Genomic DNA, 19,082 nt, shown 5'->3' on the forward strand with positions numbered 1-19,082 from the left:
CCCCTTCCTGGGACCCTTGGATGCGAGGGAAGCGCGCACGATCGACTTTGTGCATAGCTTCACAAAGGCACTAACCTGGTACTCATCCGTCGCAACCGCTGTGCGGCCGGGGGCGCAACCGGCCGTCCGTCCCCCTGGAGCCCCGGCAAGTGATCCGCCGAATCCCGCAGGCCCGCGACCGCGGCATCCCCGACGCCACGGTGGCGAGGTTGCCGCTCTATCTGCGCGCACTCAACGGGATGGCCGAACGGGGCACGGCGACGGTGAGCTCGGAGGATCTCGCGCTCGCCGCCGGGGTGAACTCCGCGAAGCTCCGCAAGGACCTGTCCCACCTGGGGTCGTACGGCACCCGGGGCGTGGGCTACGACGTGCAGTACCTCATCTACCAGATCTCACGTGAGCTTGGTCTCACTCAGGACTGGGCCGTGGCCATCGTGGGCGTGGGAAACCTCGGCCGGGCGCTGGCCAACTACGGCGGGTTCGCCTCCCGCGGGTTCCGGATCGCGGGCCTGCTGGACGCGGATCCGCACGTCGTGGGCGATCGCATCGCGGGTCTCGTCGTCGAGCACGCCGACGAGCTGGAGTCGGTGATCAAGAAGCGCGGAGTCTCGATCGTGGTGATCGCCACCCCCGCCACGGCGGCGCAGCAGGTCTGCGACCGTGTCATCGCGGCCGGTGTCACCAGTATTTTGAACTTCGCCCCCGTCGTCTTGGCTGTGCCTGACGGCGTGGATGTCCGTAAAGTCGATTTATCCATCGAACTGCAGATACTTGCGTTCCACGAGCAGCGCAAGGCTAATGGAGGGCCCATCATGGCCGAGGAGTGGCCGGACGGGGTGGTCATGTGAGTGAGCCATCGATCGGAGTGAGCTCATGAGTGTCCTCGTCGTCGGCCTGAGCCACCGGACCACGCCGGTCGCGCTGCTCGAACGTGTCACGGTCAGCGGGGACGCGCTCGTCAAGCTGCTGCACGACGTGCAGGCGGACGAGAACGTGTCCGAGGCGCTGGTCGTCTCGACGTGCAACCGCGTCGAGGTCTACGCCGTGGTCGACCGTTTCCACGGCGGCGTCACCGCGGTGACCAACATGCTCGCCGCGCACTCGGGCCTGCCGCAGGAGATGCTCGCGCGGCACCTGTACGTGCACTACGAGGACCGCGCGGTCCAGCACCTGTTCACCGTCGCCTGCGGGCTCGACTCCATGGTGGTCGGCGAGGGGCAGATCCTCGGCCAGATCCGCACCGCGCTGCGCCTGGCGCAGGAGGAGGGCACGGCCGGGACCACGCTCAACGAGCTGGCCCAGCACGCGCTGCGCGTCGGCAAGCGCGCGCACGCCGACACGGGCATCGACCGGGCCGGCGCGTCGCTGGTCGGGGTGGGGCTGACGCTCGCCGAGCGGGTGCTCGGCCCGATCGCCGGCAGGCGGGCCCTGGTCGTGGGCGCCGGCTCGATGAGCTCGCTGTCCGCCGCGACGCTGTCGCGTGCGGGCGTGACCGACGTCGTGATCGCCAACCGCACCCGCGAGCGGGCCGAACGGCTCGCCGAGACGGTCGGCGGGCGGGCCGCGGACCTGGCCGACGTCCCCGCCGAGCTGGCCGAGGCCGACCTGGTCATCTCCTGCATCGGCGCGGGAACCCGCACCATCACCGCGGAGACGATCGGGGACCGCGACAGGCCGCTGTTCGTCCTCGACCTCGCGCTGCCCCACGATGTGGACCCCGGCGTACGGGACGTGCCCGGTGTGACGCTGGTCGACCTGAAGTCGATGCAGCAGGACGGCGTGGGCGACGTCTCCGACGGCGGCAGGGCCGAGGCGATCTGCGAGGTCAGGCGCATCGTGGCCGAGGAGGTCGCCGCCTACCTCGACGCGGCGCGCGCCGCGCTCGTCACCCCCACGGTCGTGGCCCTGCGGAGCAAGGCCGCCGGGGTGGTCGAGGCGGAGATGGGCAGGCTGCTGTCCCGCCTGCCGGACATCGACGGGCGGATGCGCGACGAGATCACCCAGACTGTACGGCGGGTCGTGGACAAGCTGCTCCACGAGCCGACCGTACGGGTCAAGCGGCTGGCCGCATCCCCGGGCGGCGACCAGTACGCGGAGGCGCTGCGCGAGCTGTTCGGCCTCGACCCGAAGAAGCCCGAAGCCGTTTCGAGCCTGGAGGTGGAGCAATGACGGTCCCCCTGCGGCTCGGCACCCGCAAGAGCCTGATGGCGACCTCGCAGTCGCAGATCGTCGCCGACCGGCTGACCGCCCTGACCGGCCGGGAGGTGGAGCTCGTCGGCGTCACCACGTTCGGTGACGTGTCCCGGGCCCATCTGACCCAGCTCGGCGGCACCGGCGTGTTCGTGAACGACCTGCGCGGCCGGCTGCTCGCCGGCGAGGTCGACTTCGCGGTGCACTCGCTGAAGGACCTGCCGACCAAGCCGGACGAGCGGATCGCGATGGCCGCGATCACCCGGCGGGACGACCCGCGCGACGCGCTCGTCGGCCCGGTCAAGCTGCGCGACCTGCCCGCCGGGGCCCGCGTGGGCACCGGTTCACCGCGCCGGGTGGCCCAGCTGCGCCTGCTCCGGCCGGATCTCGACTACGTCCCCATCAGGGGAAACGCGGACACCCGCATCGGCAAGGTGACGTCGGGCGAGCTCGACGCCATCGTGCTGGCCGCCGCAGGGCTGGCCAGGATCCGCCGGGACGGGGAGATCGCCCAGGTGTTCGAGGTCGACGAGATGCTGCCCGCTCCCGGGCAGGGCGCCCTCGCCGTCGAGTGCCTGGCCGACCGTGATGATCTCATCGAGCTGCTGCGCGCCGTCGACGACCCGCCGACGCGGGCCGCGGTGGACGCCGAGCGCTCGGTGCTCGCCGCCCTCGAGGCCGGTTGCGCGGCCCCGGTAGGTGCTTTCGCCTCCGGTGACGGGCACATTCTCAATCTGACCGCCACCGTCGTCGCCGTCGACGGCGCACGGTCGGTGCGCAAGTCCGCCTCCGGACCCTCTACGACGGCCGTGGAGATGGGCCGCGAACTCGCGGCAGCCATGATCGCCGAGGGGGCCGACACGTTGATGGGGGAGCAGGCCCATTGAGCCCCGCGAATCACAGCACTCAGACCCGGTCCGGGTTCGTCGCCTTCGTCGGCGCCGGCCCCGGTGACGAGAACCTGCTCACGTTGCGCGGCGCCGACCTGCTGGGCAGGGCGGACGTCGTCGTACTCGACCGGCAGGCGTACGGCCCGCTGCTGCGCCACTGCCGCGAGGGCGCCGAGGTCGTCGACATCTCCGCCGACGCGGCGGAGAACTCGGTGTCGCTGAAGACCATCCAGGCCGCCAAGGCGGGCCGCACGGTCGTGCGGCTGTGCTCGGGCGACCCGTCCTTCTTCTCCTCCGTCACCGACGAGGTGGCCGCCTGCGCCAAGGCGGACGTGGACTTCGAGATCGTGCCCGGCGTGCCGCCGGCCACGGCCGTGCTGACGTACGCCGGCATCCCGCCGGCGGCGTCGGTGCCGGAGTTCCGGATCGTCGACGCCGCGCAGGTGGACGACTGGGCCAAGCACGCCGCGTGCGAGGGCACGCTGGTGATCTACAACGGCGTCGCGGACGCGGTCCCGATCAGCAAGGCGCTGATCGCGGGCGGCAAGCCCGACTCGACGCCGGTGGCGGTGACCAGCGACGGCACGACCACCGAGCAGTACACGGTGGTCTCCACGCTCGGGCGGCTCGGTCCCGACCTCAAGCACGCCGGGATGACCGAGCCCGCGCTGATCGTGGTGGGCGACGCCGTCGGCATGCGCGACCGCCTGTCCTGGTTCGAGACCAAGTCGCTGTTCGGCTGGCGGGTGCTCGTGCCGCGCACCAAGGAGCAGTCCAAGGGGCTGTCGGAGCAGCTCAGGTCGTACGGCGCGGTGCCCGAGGAGGTGCCGACGATCTCCGTCGAGCCGCCGCGCACGCCGCAGCAGATGGACCGCGCGATCAAGGGCCTGGTGACCGGCCGCTACGAGTGGGTCGCCTTCACCAGCGCCAACGCGGTCAAGGCGGTGCGCGAGAAGTTCGAGGAGTACGGCCTGGACGCCCGGGCGTTCGCCGGGCTCAAGGTCGCCGCCGTGGGCGAGGCCACCTCGCGGGCGCTCGTGGAGTTCGGCGTGAAGCCCGACCTCATGCCGACGGGCGAGCAATCGTCCGAGGGCCTGCTGGCCGAGTGGCCGCCGTACGACTCGATGCTCGACCCGATCAACCGCGTGCTGCTGCCGCGGGCCGACATCGCGACCGAGACGCTGGTGGCCGGGCTGACCCAGCTCGGCTGGGAGTGCGACGACGTGACGGCCTATCGGACCGTGCGCGCCGCGCCGCCGCCCGCCCCGATCCGCGAGGCGATCAAGGGCGGCGGGTTCGACGCCGTGCTGTTCACCTCGTCCTCGACCGTCCGGAACCTCGTCGGCATCGCGGGAAAGCCGCACAACGTCACGGTGATCGCGGTCATCGGGCCGCAGACGGCCAAGACGGCCGAGGAGTTCGGCCTGCGGGTCGACGTGATGGCCGACAAGCCGTCCGCTTCGGCTCTCGCCGCCGCGCTGGCGGACTATGGTGCGAAGATGCGGCACGCCGCGGTCTCGGCGGGCGAGGTGCCCCGCCGTCCGTCCCAGATGCGCAGGGGCGCGCGACGACGCGTGAAATGAACCGACTCGCGTACGGCCCGCCGGGGACAGCCCCCGGCGGGCCGGCGCGATCCAGAGCGGAGAGACCACTGTGAACGCTCAGTACCCGGTGGCGCGGCCTCGGCGGCTGCGCCGTACCGCCGCGATGCGCCGGATGGTCGCGGGAACGCGGCTGCACCCGGCCGAGCTCATCCTGCCGATGTTCGTCAAGGAGGGCATCGCCGAGCCGCAGCCGGTGGGCTCCATGCCCGGGGTCGTCCAGCACACCCGCGAGTCGCTGCGCAAGGCGGCCCACGAGGCGGCCGAGGCCGGCGTGGGCGGGATCATCCTGTTCGGGATTCCCGCGCACAAGGACGCACGGGGCTCGGGCGCCGACGACCCGGACGGCATCGTCCAGGTGGCGCTGCGCGACCTCGCCTCCGACCTGGGCGACGCGCTGGTGCTGATGACCGACACCTGCCTGGACGAGTACACCGACCACGGCCACTGCGGCCTGCTGACGGCCGACGGCGAGGTGGACAACGACGCGACGCTGGAGCGGTACGCGTCGGCGGCGGTCGCGCAGGCGGCGGCCGGGTCCAGGATGATCGCGCCGAGCGGCATGATGGACGGCCAGGTGGGCGCCATCCGGGCGGCCCTCGACGCCAACGGCTTCGCCGAGGTCCCGATCCTGGCGTACGCCGCCAAGTACGCCTCCGGGTTCTACGGGCCGTTCCGCGACGCCGCGGAGTGCGCGCCGCAGTTCGGCGACCGCAGCGCCTACCAGCAGGACCCGGCAGGCCCGGTCGGCGAGGCGCTGCGCGAGGTGCGCCTCGACCTGGCCGAGGGCGCGGACGCCGTCATGGTCAAGCCCGCCCTGGCCTACCTCGACATCCTGCGGCAGGTGCGCGACACCGTCGAGGTGCCGGTCGCGGCCTACCAGGTCAGCGGCGAGTACGCGATGGTCGAGGCGGCGGCGGCCAACGGCTGGATCGACCGGGAGCGGGTGATCATGGAGTCGCTGATCGCGATCCGCCGCGCCGGTGCCGACATGATCCTCACCTACTGGGCCACCGAGGTCGCCCGCGGACTATCCTGACACCTCATCAGGGGGGTCCTGCCGCGCCGGAATCGGCCAGAAGGCATTATCAGGTACGTACCGCGAGCATCTTGCGTACCGCAGGAGGGCAGCGGGTGTGACGCTTGTGGGGAGGAGCGCCATGGTGGGGGTACCGCTGGCCCGACGTGCGAAACGGCGTGCGCATCACGCGCCGCGCAAGATGACGTCGGTGCTCGAGTACGCGCAGCTGGGCTGGGCGAGCTGTATGGGCGCCCATCCGCTGAGCGAGGGAGGCAGGGCGTGCTCCTGTGACCGGGTCGGCTGTCCCGACCCCGGCATGCACCCGCTGTCGCCCGCGTGGCAGATGCAGGCCACGACGGACACCGCGCTGCTCACGCGGTGGTGGAAACAGGACCCGGACGCGAACGTGATCCTGCCCACCGGCAGGGTGTTCGACGTGTTCGACGTACCGGCCTCGGCGGGCCGTCCCGCCCTGGCCGCCATGGACGCCGCAGGCTTCGACACGGGCCCGGTCGCCGAGAACGGCGACCGGGTGCTTTTTTTCGTGGCCACGCGTGGGGCGCCCGAGGACGAGGACGAGTGGTGGTCCTGCAGCCTCGACGCGGGACCCGAGACCATCGACAGCACGCCGGGGCTGCGCTGGCACTGCCGGGACAGCTACGTGCTCGCGCCGCCGTCCACCCTGCCCTCCGGAGCGGCTGTGAGCTGGATCAGGCCTCCCGACGGGCGTCCGCTGCCCGACCCGCTGCGCGTGCTCGACCTGCTCGCCGACTTCTGCGAGTGATTCCCGGGCGAGTGATTCCCGGTACGGGACCCGGACGGGCGGGCCCGTAATCTGGAGGGCGTGACTCGCACGCAGACCTCCGAGGACCTGTTCGAACGCGCCCGCCACATCGTTCCCGGCGGCGTCAACTCGCCGGTGCGCGCCTTCGGCGCCGTGGGCGGCACGCCCCGCTTCATGGCGTCGGGCGAGGGGCCGTACATCACCGACGTGGACGGCAACCGCTACGTCGACCTGGTGTGCTCCTGGGGCCCGATGATCCTCGGCCACCGCCACCCCGCCGTGGTGGAGGCCCTGGAGGAGGCCGTCGCGCGCGGCTTCTCGTTCGGCACCGCGACCGAGGGCGAGGTCCTGCTCGCCGAGGAGATCGTCTCCCGGGTGGCCCCCGTCGAGAAGGTCCGCCTGGTCAGCTCGGGCACCGAGGCCACCATGTCCGCCGTACGGCTGGCCCGCGGCTTCACCGGGCGGGCGAAGATCGTGAAGTTCGCCGGCTGCTACCACGGGCACGTGGACGCGCTGCTGGCCTCGGCCGGGTCCGGGGTCGTCACCTTCGGCCTGCCCGACACCCCCGGCGTCACCGGCGCGTCCGCCGCCGACACGATCGTGCTGCCGTACAACTCGGTCGAGGCGGTCGAGGAGGCGTTCCGCACGTTCGAGATCGCGTGTGTGATCACCGAGGCGTGCCCGGCGAACATGGGCGTCGTGCCGCCCGCCGACGGCTTCAACCGGCGCCTGCGCGAGCTGTGCACCGAGCACGGCGCGCTGCTGATCCTCGACGAGGTGCTGACCGGGTTCCGCGTGTCCGCCTCCGGCTGGTACGGCCTGGACCCCGTCGAGGCCGACCTCATGACGTTCGGCAAGGTCATGGGCGGCGGGCTGCCCGCCGCCGCGTTCGGCGGGCGGGCGGAGGTCATGGCCGCCCTCGCCCCCGAGGGGCCCGTCTACCAGGCCGGCACGCTGTCGGGCAACCCGCTCGCCTGCGCGGCCGGGCTGGCCACGCTGCGCGCCTGCGACGACGACGTGTACGACAGGATCGACGCGTCCGCGCTGGTCATCGGCAGGGCCGCCTCCGACGCGCTGGCCGCAGCCGGTGTTCCGCACCGCCTCCAGCGGGCCGGGAACCTGTTCTCGATCTTCTTCACCGACACCCCGGTCACCGACTTCGACTCGGCTCGGACGCAGAACACCGGCGCCTACCGCGCGTTCTTCCACAGCATGCTCGACCAGGGCGTCTACCTGCCGCCGTCGGCGTACGAGGCGTGGTTCCTGTCGGCCGCCCACGACGACGAGGCGCTCACCCGGGTGGCCGAGGCCCTGCCCCTGGCCGCCAAGGCCGCCGCCCAGGCCGCGGGGGCCTGAGGCGCAGGGCACATCCACTGTGGCCAACGGGGAAGTTTTTATGGTTCACTCAACGGACCATTTTGAACTTCCCCGTTAGGAGTGCCTCGTGGAGGTGTCCTTCGGCCCGCACGCGCCCGCAGAGGTTCGTGCCGACCTCCTCGTCCTGCCCGCGTCCGCCGCCCCCGCCCTCGGCATCGAGATCCGGCTCGCCGGGTTCGCGGGCCGGCCGGGTGAAGAGCTCCTGCTGCCGCGGCGTGCCGGAGACCCGTTCCAGGCGGGCGCCGTGCTGCTCGTCGGCCTCGAACCTGACGCCGACGAGCGGGCCGTACGGCGGGCGGTGGGACACGCGGCGCCCAGGATGGCGGACTTCGCCACCGTCGCGGTCGCCCTGCCGCACCCGGGGGCGGTGGTCGAAGGTGTACGCCTGGGCGGCTACCGCTTCGACCGCTACAAGAGCGCCCCGGAGAGCCGGGCCGTCGAGCGGCTGCTCCTGCTGGGTCCCGAGGACGCCGAGGCGGTCGCGCGGGCCGAAGTGGTGGCCGAGGCGGTGACGTTCACCCGCGACCTGGTCAACACCCCGGCCGCCGACCTGGTCCCGATGACCCTGGCCCGCCGGGCGGTGGAGATGGCCGAGGAGGCGGGGCTGGACGCCCGCGTCCTCGCGGCCGGCGACCTGCGCGAGGGCGGCTTCGGCGGCATCCTCGGCGTCGGCGCGGCCAGTGCCAACCCGCCGTGCCTGATCGAGGTGAGCTACCCCGGCGACGGGAAGAGCGGCGTCGTCGGCCTGGCGGGCAAGGGCATCACCTTCGACGCGGGCGGCCTCGGGATCAAGAACCTGAAGGCCATGTCGACGATGAAGAGCGACATGGCGGGCGGCGCCACGATGCTCGCGGTGGTCCGGGCGGCGGCCCGGCTCGGCCTGCCGACCGGTGTGGTCGCGGTGGTCCCGGCGGCGGAGAACATGGTCAGCGGGTCGGCGACGCGCCCCGGCGACGTCCTGCGGCACCGCAACGGCATCACCACCGAGGTCGCCGACACCGACGCCGAGGGGCGGCTGGTGCTGGCCGACGCCCTGGCCTACCTCGCCGAGCGGCGGCCGGACGCGATCATCGACGCGGCCACCCTCACCTACTCGGTCATGCACGCGCTCGGCGAGGACATCACCGGCGTGCTCGGCAACGACCGCGCGCTGCTCGGCGCTCTCACGGCGGCGGGCGAGGCGCAGGGCGAGCCGATGTGGGAGATGCCGATGTGGCGGCCGTACCTGGAGCGGATCAGGTCCGACGTGGCCGACTTCAAGAACGACGGCGGCGAGCACGCCGACGTGATCCTGGCCGCGCTGTTCCTGGAGAACTTCGCCGGCGACGTCCCGTGGGCGCACCTGGACTTCGCGGCCACGGCCTACCTGGACAGGGCCACCGACCTGGGCCCCGCGGGGGCCACCGGCGCGATGGTCAGGACCCTGATCAGCTATCTCGAGAGTCGTTGAGGCCGCGTTCGAACATCGTCCGGATCACGTCCGCGGTCATGGTGAAGTGGCGCTCCGCGATGGACCCCGCGCCTTCGGCGTCCCTCGCGGAGATCGCCTCGTACAGCGCGCGGTGCTCGCTCAGGGCCTGCTGGTAGGCCTCCGGGTCGTCGTCGCCGTACGGTTCCGTGGGGAAGCCGAGGCTGACCCGCATGAGCAGGTCACGGCTGAGCGCGTTGATCTGAGGGTTGCCCGCGGCCGTCACCACGGCCGAGTGGAACGCCGCGTCGGCCTCCTGCTCCTCGCGCAGGGTGGCCGCCCCGGCGTACGCGTCGAGCGCGGCCCGCATCGCCGCCAGGTCCTCGTCCGTACGGCGCCGGGCGGCGGTCCTGGCCGCCATGCCCTCGACCAGGCCCCGGAGGTCGAAGAGCTGCTCGAGCTCGGGCCAGCGCGGCACGAGCGTACGCCTGACGGCCGCGGCGGTCGCCTCGGTCCAGCCGGTGCGGACGTAGGCCCCGCCGGTGCGGCCGCGCCTGATCTCGATCAGGCCGACGGCCTGCAGGCGTCCGATGGCCTCGCGGATCGTGGCCCGGCTGACGTCGAGCAGGGCCGCGAGTTCGCGCTCGCCGGGCAGACGCTGGCCGGGCAGGTAGTCGCCGATCGCGACGGCGGTCATGAGACGGTCGGCCACCTCGGTCGCCACCGAGGGCACGCGGACAGGGCCGAGCACGTCGGACGGCCGGCCGCCGTCGAGCACCTGGCCGAGTACGCGGGACAGGTCGTCGGCGGGGGAGTCGTCGCCGGGCTCCTGCGGGGGGATGCGCCGTGGGGGCTCGCGATGCGCGGGCGACGGGTCCTCGGCGGGGGTCCGGGAAGTCAGGGAAAAGTCCTTTCTTGCGGGCACAGCGGTGATCCGCACCTTACCCAACCAGCGGATTCCAAAAAAGGTCTTGTGTCCAGGCCATTTATCCATATGCTGTCCACACAACGGACATCTGTCCCATCTGGCGACATCTCTTCCACCCCGTCTCCCCCGGAGCTGTGCGTTGGCCATCCCCGAACCGACCGCGCAGGGCCTCGCGCCCTTCGGTGAGTGGCATACCTGGTATCGCGTGACCGGCGACCTGGCGGCGCCCAAGGCCCCCCTCGTCGTGCTGCACGGAGGGCCGGGAGCGGCCCACGACTACACCCTGCGGATCGCCCGTCTCGCCGAGCGCGGACGGGCCGTCGTCCACTACGACCAGATCGGCGTCGGGCTCTCCACCCACCTGCCCGAGAAGGGCGCCGATTTCTGGACCGTCGGGCTCTTCCTCGACGAGCTGGACAACCTGCTCGCCCACCTGGGCATCACCGGCCGCCACCACGTGCTCGGGCAGTCCTGGGGCGGGATGCTCGCCGCCGAGCACGCCGTACGCGCGCCGTCCGGGCTGCGCGGCCTGGTCATCGCCAACTCGCCCGCCTCGATGCGGCTGTGGCGCGAGGAGTGCGACCGGCTGCGGTCGGAGCTGCCGCCGGACGTGGAGCGCACCCTCCGCGAGCACGAGGCCGCGGGCACCACGGACAGCGACGAGTACCGGGCGGCGGAGAAGGTGTTCAACGCGCGGCACGTCTGCACGATCGTGCCCAACCCGCCGGAGGTGCTCGCCAGCGACGCCAAGACCGCCGCGGACCCGACCGTGTACCACACCATGAACGGGCCGAGCGAGTTCCACGTCGTCGGCACGCTGAAGGACTGGTCCGTCGTCGACAGGCTCGACCGGATCGCCGCACCCACCCTGCTCGTCTCCGGCCGGCACGACGAGGCGACCCCTCGCACCGTCCAGCCCTTCGCGGACCGGATCCCCGACGTCCGCTGGGAGCTGTTCGAGCACTCCAGTCACATGCCGCACATCGAGGAGGAAGAACGCTACCTCCAGATCGTCGGCGACTTCCTCGACTTCACCGACTGATCGTGAGGGACTCCAGATGAAGCGCATCACCGCCATCGCCGGCGCCGCACTGCTGGCCGCGGGCGTCGCCGCCTGCTCGGGAGGCGGCGACGGCGCCGCCACCTCGGGGGCCGGCACGACCGGGCAGACCACCCAGGCCGCGGCCGGGTTCCAGGAGCAGCACAAGGGAGGCACGCTCCGCCTGCTGGCCAAGGCGGGCGACGGCACCCTCGACCCGCACATCAACTACAGCAACGGCCAGTGGCAGATCTTCCAGGCCCTCTACGACGGCCTGGTGTCCTTCCGGAAGGTCGGCGGCAAGGCGGCGTACGACATCGTCCCCGACCTCGCCAAGGAGCTGCCGCAGGTCGGCGCGGACGGCAAGACCTACACCTTCACGCTGCGCACGGGCGTCAAGTTCAGCAACGGCGACCCGGTCACGGTCGACGACGTCGTGGCGTCGTTCCGGCGGATCTTCCGGATCTCCGGGCCCACGTCCGGCACGTTCTACTCCGGCATCGTCGGCGCCGCCGAATGCGTGAAGAAGCCCGCGGGCTGCACCCTCGACAAGGGCGTGGTCGCCGACGCGGCGGCGAACACCGTCACGATCAACCTGGTCGCGCCCGACTCGGAGTTCCTGCAGAAGCTCGCCCTCCCGCACGCCGTCGTGCTGCCCAAGGGCACCCCGGCCAAGGACCAGGGCACCACCCCGATCCCCGGCACCGGGCCCTACAAGGTGGAGTCGTACAACCCGAACCAGCTGATGAAGCTGGTGCGCAACCCGAACTTCACCGAGTGGTCGCGGGACGCGCAGCCGCAGGGATATCCCGACGAGATCGACTACAACTACGGCCTCACCTCCGAGGCGGCCGTCACCGCGGTCGAGAACGGGCAGGCCGACTGGATCTTCGACCCGCTGCCCGCCGACCGGCTCACCGAGATCGGCACGTCGTACGAGCAGCAGGCGCACGTCAACCCGCTCGCCGCCTTCTGGTACATCCCGGTCAACGTCAACCTGGCGCCGTTCGACAAGCCGGAGGCCAGGCAGGCGCTCCAGTGGGCGTTCGACAAGAACGCGCTGGTCAAGATGTTCGGCGGGGCGAACCTGGCGCAGCCGGCCTGCACCATCCTGCCGCCGTCCTTCCCCGGCCACGCCGACTTCTGCGACTTCTCGCAGCAGGACCTGGCCAAGGCCAAGCAGCTCGTGCAGCAGTCGGGCACGGCCGGCCAGGAGGTGTCCATCGTGGTCGCCGACGACGACGTGAGCAAGCAGATCGGCGAGTACGCCAGGAGCGTCCTGGAGCAGATCGGCTACCAGGCCAAGGTGAAGGTGATCTCGACCAACATCCAGTTCACCTACATCCAGAACAGCAAGAACAAGGTGCAGCTCAGCGTCTCGCAGTGGTACGCGGACTACCCGGCGGCCTCCAACTTCCTGAACGTCCTGCTCTCCTGCGCGTCGTACCACCCGGGCAGCGACTCCAGCATCAACATCTCCGGCTTCTGCGACAAGGACGCCGACGCCAAGATCGCCCAGGCCATGAAGCTGGACCAGACCGACCCCGCGGCGTCGGGCAAGCTCTGGGGCGAGATCGACAGGGAGCTCATGCAGAAGGGCCCGATCATCCCGCTGTTCAACCCCAAGCAGATCGACTTCGTGTCCAAGAACGTCGGCAACTACCAGTTCCACGCGCAGTTCCACGCGCTGCTCGACCAGATGTGGGTCAAGTGACCGCCGCCGTCGAGACCGTGGCCCCGCGGGCGGCGAGGCCGTCCGCCGGGCCGTGGCGGCAGGCGCTGCGCCGGCTGGCGCGCAACCGCTCCGCGATGATCGCGGCGGCCGGTCTGGTGCTCATCGTGCTGGCCTGCGCCCTCGCCCCCGTGTACGCCGGCTCGATCGCCCACACCGACCCCTTCACGTCCAACGCCTCCGGCACCGCCGTGGTGAACGGCGCGCGGGTGCCGGTCCTCGCCCAGAGCACCGAGGGCCTCGGCCTCGGCGTCACCCCGATCGGCCCGACCTGGAATCCGGGCAGTTTCTTCCTCGGGGCGGACAACCAGGGGCGCGACGTGATGGCCAGGCTCCTGTACGGCGGCCGCAACAGCCTGATGATCGGGCTGTCCTCGGCCGCGCTGTGCTGCGTGCTCGCCACTCTGCTCGGTGTGCTCGCCGGTTACTTCGGCGGATGGATCGACGCGGTGCTCTCCCGCTTCTTCGACGTGATCTGGGCCTTCCCCGTGTACCTGCTGGCGATCTGCCTGTCGGTGGTGCTGCTCACCAGCGGACTCCACGTGGGGCCGATCCACATCGACGCGGGCAGCCTCGCCCTCCCCGTCGTCATCATCGCGCTCATCTACGTGCCGTACGTCGCCCGGCCGTTGCGCGGCCAGGTGATCGCGCTGCGGAACAAGGAGTTCCTGCACGCGGCCGTCGGCCTGGGCGCGTCCGACCTGCGGATCATGCGGCGTGAGGTGCTGCCGAACGTGCTGCCCACGGTCGTGGTGTTCCTGCCGCTGATGACCGCGCTCAACATGCTGACGGAGTCGGCCCTGTCGTTCCTGTCGGTCGGCGTGCAGTCGCCCGACGCGAGCTGGGGGACGATCATCAACGACGGCCTCGCCCTGCTCTACACCCGCCCGGCCATCACGATCGCGGCCGGCCTGTGCGTCGGGCTGACCGCCGTCGCACTCAACGTGCTCGGCGACGGCGTGCGCGACGCGCTCGACCCGAACGCCCGGCTGCGGGGAGGGGCCTGATGATCGGCTACATCCTGCGCAGGTTCGGCGCCGCGGTCCTCGTGCTGTTCGCGATCAGCGTGCTGGTCTTCCTCATCTTCTTCGCCACCCCGGGCGTTGACCCCGCCGCCCGCATCGCGGGCAAGAACGCCGACCCGGCCACGCTGGCCCAGGTGCGGGCGTCGTTCGGGTTCGACCGGCCGCTGCCCGTGCAGTACGTGCTGATGATGAAGCACCTGTTCGTCTCGCACGACCTGACCTCGTTCGTGAACCGGGGCACGCTGGTGATCCCGCAGATCATCGACGCCGTGCCGGTCACGCTCTCCCTCGTCGTGGGCGCGGCGGTGATCTGGATGGTCCTCGGGGTGGGCATGGGCACCCTCGCCGGCGCCATGCGCGGCACCCTGGTCGACCCGCTGGTCATGCTGCTCGGTGTCTTCGGTGTCTCGCTGCCGGTCTACTGGCTGGGCGAGGTCGTCAACCTGATCACCCAGAAGCAGTTGCACGGCTCGGTGTTCTCGTGGGTGCCGCCGCTGGGATACGCGCCGCTCTCGCAGGGCGTCGGCCAGTGGGCGCTGCACCTGCTCTTCCCCTGGCTCACGCTGGCCCTGCTGTACGCCGGGATCTACGCCAGGCTGCTGCGCGGCGAGCTGATCAACGCGCTGAACGAGGACTACGTCCGTACGGCCCGGGCCAAGGGCCTGTCGGAGCGGCGGATCCTCATCAGGCACGCGCTGCGCTGCTCGCTGATCCCGATCGTGTCGCTGTTCGGCCTGGACTTCGGGGCGCTCGTCGGCGGTGCGGCGCTGCTGACCGAGGTGGTCTTCGGCCTTCCCGGGGTCGGCAAGCTCACCTACCAGGCGCTGCAGAACCTCGACCTGCCCGTGATCATGGGCACGGTCCTGTACGCCGCCTTCTTCGTCGTGCTGGCCAACGCCGTGGTGGACGTCCTGTACGCCCGGCTCGACCCGAGGGTGCGCCGTGCCTGAACCACTGCTCGAGGTCAGTGACCTGAGGATCCGCTTCGGCGGCTTCACGGCCGTGGACGGGCTGTCGTTCTCGGTGCGGCCCGGCGAGGTGCTGGGCGTCGTGGGAGAGTCGGGCTCGGGCAAGAGCGTGTCGATGCTCGGCGTGCTCGGCCTGATCCGCACTCCGGGCGCCAAGATTTCCGGGAAGGTCGTCTTCCGCGGGCGTGACCTGCTCGCGCTGAAGAACGCCGAGATGCGGGCCATCCGGGGACGCGAGATCGCCATGATCTTCCAGGACCCGATGACCGCGCTCACCCCGGTCTACACGATCGGCTGGCAGATCGCCGAACAGGTCCGCGCGCACGAGAAGGTGTCCAAGCGGGCCGCCCGCGACCGTGCGATCAAGCTCCTGGACGAGGTCGGCATTCCCGCCCCGGAGCAGCGCGTGGACGCCTACCCGCACGAGTTCTCCGGCGGCATGCGCCAGCGGGCCGTCATCGCGATGGCGCTGTCCTGCAATCCCGCGCTGCTCATCGCCGACGAGCCGACCACCGCGCTAGACGTCACCACGCAGGCGCAGATCCTCGACCTCCTGCGCCGCCTGCGCGCCGACCACGGCTCGGCCGTCGTCATGATCACCCATGACATGGGCGTGGTGTCGGAGATCGCCGACGAGGTCCTCGTCATGTACGGCGGGCGGGCCGTCGAACGCGGCAGCCGCACCGAGGTCTTCCACAGCCCCCGCCACCCGTACACGTGGGGGCTGCTCGACTCGGTGCCACGCGTGAGCGGCCCCCGGGTGCGCCGCCTGCCCACCATCCCCGGGACGCCGGGTGCGGCCGGGCAGGGGTGCCCGTTCGCCGACCGCTGCACCCACCGCTTAGCCGCGTGCGCCGAGGCGCCGCCGCTCAGTGGGACCGCCGGTCATCTGGACGCCTGCTGGCTGCCGGAAGAGGAGAAGACGCGTTGAGCACCCTGCTGAAGGCCACGGACGTGGTCAAGCACTTCCGCGCCGGCCGGGGCCGTGCCGTACAGGCCGTGAACGGAGTCTCGCTGGAGGTCCGGAGCGGCGAGACGCTCGGTGTGGTGGGCGAGTCGGGGTGCGGCAAGTCCACGCTCGGCCGCTGCCTGGTCAGGCTCACCGACCTCACGTCGGGCAAGGTGGAGTTCCAGGGCCGCGACATCACCACGCTGTCGCGCCGCGCGCTCCGCCCGCTGCGTCCCGCCATGCAACTGGTCTTCCAGGATCCGTACGCCTCGCTGAACCCGCGCCGCACGGCGGGCGACGCCGTCGCCGAGCCGCTGCGCATCCACAGGTACGGCGACGCGGCGGCGATCAGGAAGCGGGTCGGCGAGCTGTTCGACCTGGTCGGTCTGACCAGGGCGCACCTCGACCGCTACCCCCACGAGTTCTCGGGAGGGCAGCGCCAGCGCATCGGCATCGCGCGGGCGATCGCGCTGAATCCGGCGCTGGTCGTGGCCGACGAGCCGGTCTCGGCGCTGGACGTCTCGGTGCAGGCCCAGGTGCTCAACCTCTTCTCCGACCTGCAGGAGGAGCTGGGCCTCACGTACGTCTTCATCGCCCACGACCTCGGCGTGGTGCGGCACGTGTCCGACCGGATCGCGGTGATGTACCTGGGCGAGGTCGTGGAGGTGGCCGAGGCGGAGGAGCTCTACGCCGCGCCCGCGCATCCCTACACCGACGCCCTGCTGTCGGCCGTACCGGAGATCGACGACGGCACGGGGGCGTCCCGCCGCGAGCGCGTCGTGCTCACCGGGGACGTCCCGAGTCCCATCGACCGGCCGGCCGGTTGTTCCTTCCACCCCAGATGCCCCGTGGCGCAGGCGCGGTGCCGCACCGAACGCCCGGCCCTGCGCCCGGTCGCGGGCCGTCAGGTGGCCTGTCACTTCCCGAACGTCCCCGGAACCGCCGCAGGGGCCTGACTCACTTCACCAACTGATCGAGATCCACCTCGACCGGGAAGGGCACCTGCACCGCCAGATGCCCGTGGTGGATCCCGGTCGGCGTGTACGCGCCCGTGGCGGGGTCCCGTTCGGCGGTCCACCCCCAGGGAGGCGGCGCCGGCCAGTACTCGAGTGCGCTGCTCACGTCGTGCACTTTAGTGTCATCCTCGTCACTCACGGTAGCCGTTCCACTCAATCTCGTGACCCTTACCCATTGTCCCCCGATTGGTATGCGAGGGCGAGGATCAGCGGGAGGCGGGGAGGGGGGTGCCTTCCGGGGGCGGGAACCGCATGGATCGGGGAATCAGCGCGAGGAGGAGGGGCGGCGCTCGCGGGTCTGCCGGGCCTGCCTCGCCAGGGTCTCCAGATAGGAGGTCTGCTCGGAACGGGTGGGCTTCGTGAAGAGCTTGTTGAAGATTCTCATGGCTATATCGTCGCATCGCTAAACAGTTGAGCGCAAACAAGTTTTTCTAAGGAGAACGGTTTAGACTGTCTACATGTTGGATCTGAACCGGCTGAAGGCCCTGCACGCCGTGTCGGTCTACGGCTCCGTGGGTGCGGCGGCCGAGGCGCTGATGGTGACCCCTTCGGCGATCTCCCAGCAGCTCGCCAAGCTCGAACGGGAGACCGGCGCCGTCCTGATCGAACGCAACGGGCGCGGGGTCAAGCTGACCGACGCCGCCGGGCTGCTCGCCGAGCACGCCGAGCGCATCCTCGCGCTCGTGGAGACGGCGGAGGCCGACTTCGAGGCGCTGCGCGGCGCGGTGGTCGGCAAGCTGACCATGGCCGCCTTCCCCACCGCGGCCCGGGGCATCGTGCCGCGCGCCCTGACCACGCTCAAGAGGCAGCATCCCGATCTCGACCTGCTCGTCTACGAGAGGGAGCCGGAGCGGCAGATCCGCGAACTGGCGCGCGGCGACCTCGACCTCGCCGTCCTGCAGGACTGGCTCAACCGGCCGATGGCGCTGCCCGAGGGCCTGTCGCGCACGGCGCTGCTGGACGACGTGGCCGACGTCGTCGTGCCGGCCGACCATCCCCTGGTGAACGCCGACCGGGTGCGGCTGAGCGATCTCGCCGGCGACAACTGGATCAGCTCGACCCCCGGCACGGTGTGTCACGACTTCCTGGTGTTCCTGCTGCGCTCCGAGGAACGGGAGCCGCGGATCGTCTGCATGGCCGACGAGTACCCCACCCAGCTCGCGCTGGTCGCCGAGGGCCACGGCTGCGCGCTCATCCCCCGGCTGGGCCGGGGACCGCTGCCCGAGGGCGTCGCCGTCCTGGCCGTCCAGCCGCCGCCGGTGCGGCGGATCTACGCGGTCTGGCGGACCGACGCCGCCCGGCGTCCCGCGATCCGCGCCGCCGCCGACGCGCTGCGCTCCGCGTGCTCCGAGCTGCCCGGCGGGTAGGCTGTCCAGGTCATGACAGAGATGACCATCGTTCACCTGCTCCGGCACGGTGAGGTTCACAATCCCCGTGGGGTCCTGTACGGCAGGCTGCCGGGCTACCACCTGTCCGAGACCGGCCGCCGGATGGCCGAGGTGGTCGCCAAGGCCGTCGAGGGCAGGGACATCGTCGCGGTGTGGAGCTCGCCCATGGAGCGCGCCCAGGAGACCGCGGCGCCGGCCGCCCGGGTCCTTGGCCTGGAAGTGGCGACCGACGAGCGGCTGACCGAGGCGGGCAACGTCTTCGAGGGCCTGCGGATGACCGGCAGCGACAACGTCTTCCGCGACCCTCGCTCCTACCGCCACTTCAGGAACCCGTTCCGACCGTCGTGGGGCGAGCCGTACACCGAGGTCGTCGCACGTATGAAGGCGGTCGTGGACGACGCGCGGGCGGCGGCGCGCGGCCACGAGGCACTGCTGGTCAGCCACCAGCTGCCCATCTGGATCATCCGGCTGGCGGCCGAGGGCAGGCGGCTGTGGCACGACCCCCGCCGCCGTCAGTGTGCGCTCGCCAGCCTCACCAGCCTGACCTTCGAGGGTGATCGGCTCATCAGCGTCGGCTACAGCGAGCCCGCGGGCGCGCTGCTCAGGGCCGGCACGCCGCCGCAGGGCGAGGCCGCGCTGTTCGACAAGGCCGACGAGGCGCTCCCCGACGCTTTTCGGGCCGGCCCGGAGGACGAGGAGAGGCCCGGTTCGCGATCCGTCCCCGGCGTGTGACCCGGCGAACGGGGCACCCGCACCGGTCGGTAGG

At 71.5% G+C, this 19,082-nt stretch carries 18 protein-coding genes; 16 read left to right on the plus strand and 2 right to left on the minus strand.

What is annotated here, in order from left to right; genetic code table 11:
- Window positions 1–149 precede the first annotated feature (149 nt).
- From Msi02_RS24165 to Msi02_RS24200, 8 genes are all read left to right on the plus strand, one after another.
- Entirely contained in the window at window positions 150–848 is a 699-nt protein-coding gene (locus Msi02_RS24165; RefSeq protein ID WP_079315542.1) for a redox-sensing transcriptional repressor Rex, read from the plus strand.
- Window positions 849–873: 25 nt separating this feature from the next.
- Window positions 874–2,169, plus strand: a complete 1,296-nt coding sequence (locus Msi02_RS24170) for a glutamyl-tRNA reductase (RefSeq protein WP_204050387.1) — start codon at window positions 874–876, stop codon at window positions 2,167–2,169.
- Window positions 2,166–3,077 (plus strand): hydroxymethylbilane synthase, encoded by a 912-nt coding sequence (hemC, locus tag Msi02_RS24175; RefSeq protein ID WP_204050388.1) that lies wholly within the window; start codon window positions 2,166–2,168, stop codon window positions 3,075–3,077. The genes Msi02_RS24170 and hemC overlap by 4 nt, the downstream gene beginning before the upstream one ends.
- Window positions 3,074–4,663 carry a bifunctional uroporphyrinogen-III C-methyltransferase/uroporphyrinogen-III synthase gene (locus tag Msi02_RS24180; RefSeq protein WP_079315540.1) on the plus strand — a complete coding sequence of 530 codons (1,590 nt, stop codon included), beginning with the start codon at window positions 3,074–3,076 and terminating at the stop codon, window positions 4,661–4,663. Before hemC ends, Msi02_RS24180 begins: the two co-directional genes overlap by 4 nt.
- Window positions 4,664–4,733: 70 nt before the next feature.
- Window positions 4,734–5,720, plus strand: a complete 987-nt coding sequence (gene hemB, locus Msi02_RS24185; protein ID WP_204050389.1) for a porphobilinogen synthase — start codon at window positions 4,734–4,736, stop codon at window positions 5,718–5,720.
- 121 nt (window positions 5,721–5,841) lie between these two features.
- Window positions 5,842–6,486: a bifunctional DNA primase/polymerase gene (locus Msi02_RS24190; RefSeq protein ID WP_204050390.1), complete on the plus strand. Its 645-nt coding sequence runs from the start codon at window positions 5,842–5,844 to the stop codon at window positions 6,484–6,486.
- A gap of 60 nt (window positions 6,487–6,546) precedes the next feature.
- On the plus strand, window positions 6,547–7,842 hold the full coding sequence (gene hemL / locus Msi02_RS24195) for a glutamate-1-semialdehyde 2,1-aminomutase (protein ID WP_079315537.1): 1,296 nt from the start codon (window positions 6,547–6,549) through the stop codon (window positions 7,840–7,842).
- An 88-nt stretch (window positions 7,843–7,930) separates the two neighbouring features.
- A complete protein-coding gene (locus Msi02_RS24200; protein ID WP_204050391.1) occupies window positions 7,931–9,313 on the plus strand; it encodes a leucyl aminopeptidase in 1,383 nt (460 codons plus the stop codon).
- Here Msi02_RS24200 and Msi02_RS24205 read toward each other — a convergent pair.
- The gene (locus tag Msi02_RS24205; protein ID WP_239108658.1) at window positions 9,291–10,196 is read right to left on the minus strand and encodes a FadR/GntR family transcriptional regulator; all 906 of its coding nucleotides are present in this window, start codon (window positions 10,194–10,196) and stop codon (window positions 9,291–9,293) included. The genes Msi02_RS24200 and Msi02_RS24205 overlap by 23 nt on opposite strands.
- 142 nt (window positions 10,197–10,338) lie before the next feature.
- On the opposite strand from Msi02_RS24205, the gene Msi02_RS24210 reads away from it, so the two are divergent.
- From Msi02_RS24210 to Msi02_RS24235, 6 genes are read left to right on the plus strand one after another with little or no spacing between them, the layout of a single operon-like run.
- A complete protein-coding gene (locus tag Msi02_RS24210; RefSeq protein WP_204050392.1) occupies window positions 10,339–11,241 on the plus strand; it encodes a proline iminopeptidase-family hydrolase in 903 nt (300 codons plus the stop codon).
- Window positions 11,242–11,257: 16 nt separating this feature from the next.
- Window positions 11,258–12,952, plus strand: coding sequence for an ABC transporter substrate-binding protein (locus Msi02_RS24215; protein ID WP_204050393.1), 1,695 nt, complete (start codon window positions 11,258–11,260; stop codon window positions 12,950–12,952).
- Window positions 12,949–13,977, plus strand: coding sequence for an ABC transporter permease (locus Msi02_RS24220; protein ID WP_239108659.1), 1,029 nt, complete (start codon window positions 12,949–12,951; stop codon window positions 13,975–13,977). The genes Msi02_RS24215 and Msi02_RS24220 overlap by 4 nt, the downstream gene beginning before the upstream one ends.
- Entirely contained in the window at window positions 13,977–14,945 is a 969-nt protein-coding gene (locus tag Msi02_RS24225; RefSeq protein WP_204050394.1) for an ABC transporter permease, read from the plus strand. The genes Msi02_RS24220 and Msi02_RS24225 overlap by 1 nt, the downstream gene beginning before the upstream one ends.
- Window positions 14,938–15,894, plus strand: a complete 957-nt coding sequence (locus Msi02_RS24230; protein ID WP_204050395.1) for an ABC transporter ATP-binding protein — start codon at window positions 14,938–14,940, stop codon at window positions 15,892–15,894. Before Msi02_RS24225 ends, Msi02_RS24230 begins: the two co-directional genes overlap by 8 nt.
- Complete coding sequence (locus Msi02_RS24235; protein ID WP_204050396.1) at window positions 15,891–16,868, plus strand: ABC transporter ATP-binding protein; 978 nt, start codon at window positions 15,891–15,893, stop codon at window positions 16,866–16,868. Before Msi02_RS24230 ends, Msi02_RS24235 begins: the two co-directional genes overlap by 4 nt.
- 1 nt (window position 16,869) lies before the next feature.
- Here Msi02_RS24235 and Msi02_RS24240 read toward each other — a convergent pair whose 3' ends face one another.
- The gene (locus tag Msi02_RS24240; RefSeq protein WP_204050397.1) at window positions 16,870–17,034 is read right to left on the minus strand and encodes a hypothetical protein; all 165 of its coding nucleotides are present in this window, start codon (window positions 17,032–17,034) and stop codon (window positions 16,870–16,872) included.
- Window positions 17,035–17,386: 352 nt separating this feature from the next.
- On the opposite strand from Msi02_RS24240, the gene Msi02_RS24245 reads away from it, so the two are divergent.
- Window positions 17,387–18,295 carry a LysR family transcriptional regulator gene (locus Msi02_RS24245; RefSeq protein ID WP_204050398.1) on the plus strand — a complete coding sequence of 303 codons (909 nt, stop codon included), beginning with the start codon at window positions 17,387–17,389 and terminating at the stop codon, window positions 18,293–18,295.
- A 12-nt stretch (window positions 18,296–18,307) separates the two neighbouring features.
- Entirely contained in the window at window positions 18,308–19,048 is a 741-nt protein-coding gene (locus Msi02_RS24250) for a histidine phosphatase family protein (protein ID WP_204050399.1), read from the plus strand.
- The last annotated feature ends 34 nt before the right edge of the window (window positions 19,049–19,082 follow it).

This window comes from Microbispora siamensis, from assembly GCF_016863095.1.
GTDB classification, from domain to species: domain Bacteria; phylum Actinomycetota; class Actinomycetes; order Streptosporangiales; family Streptosporangiaceae; genus Microbispora; species Microbispora siamensis.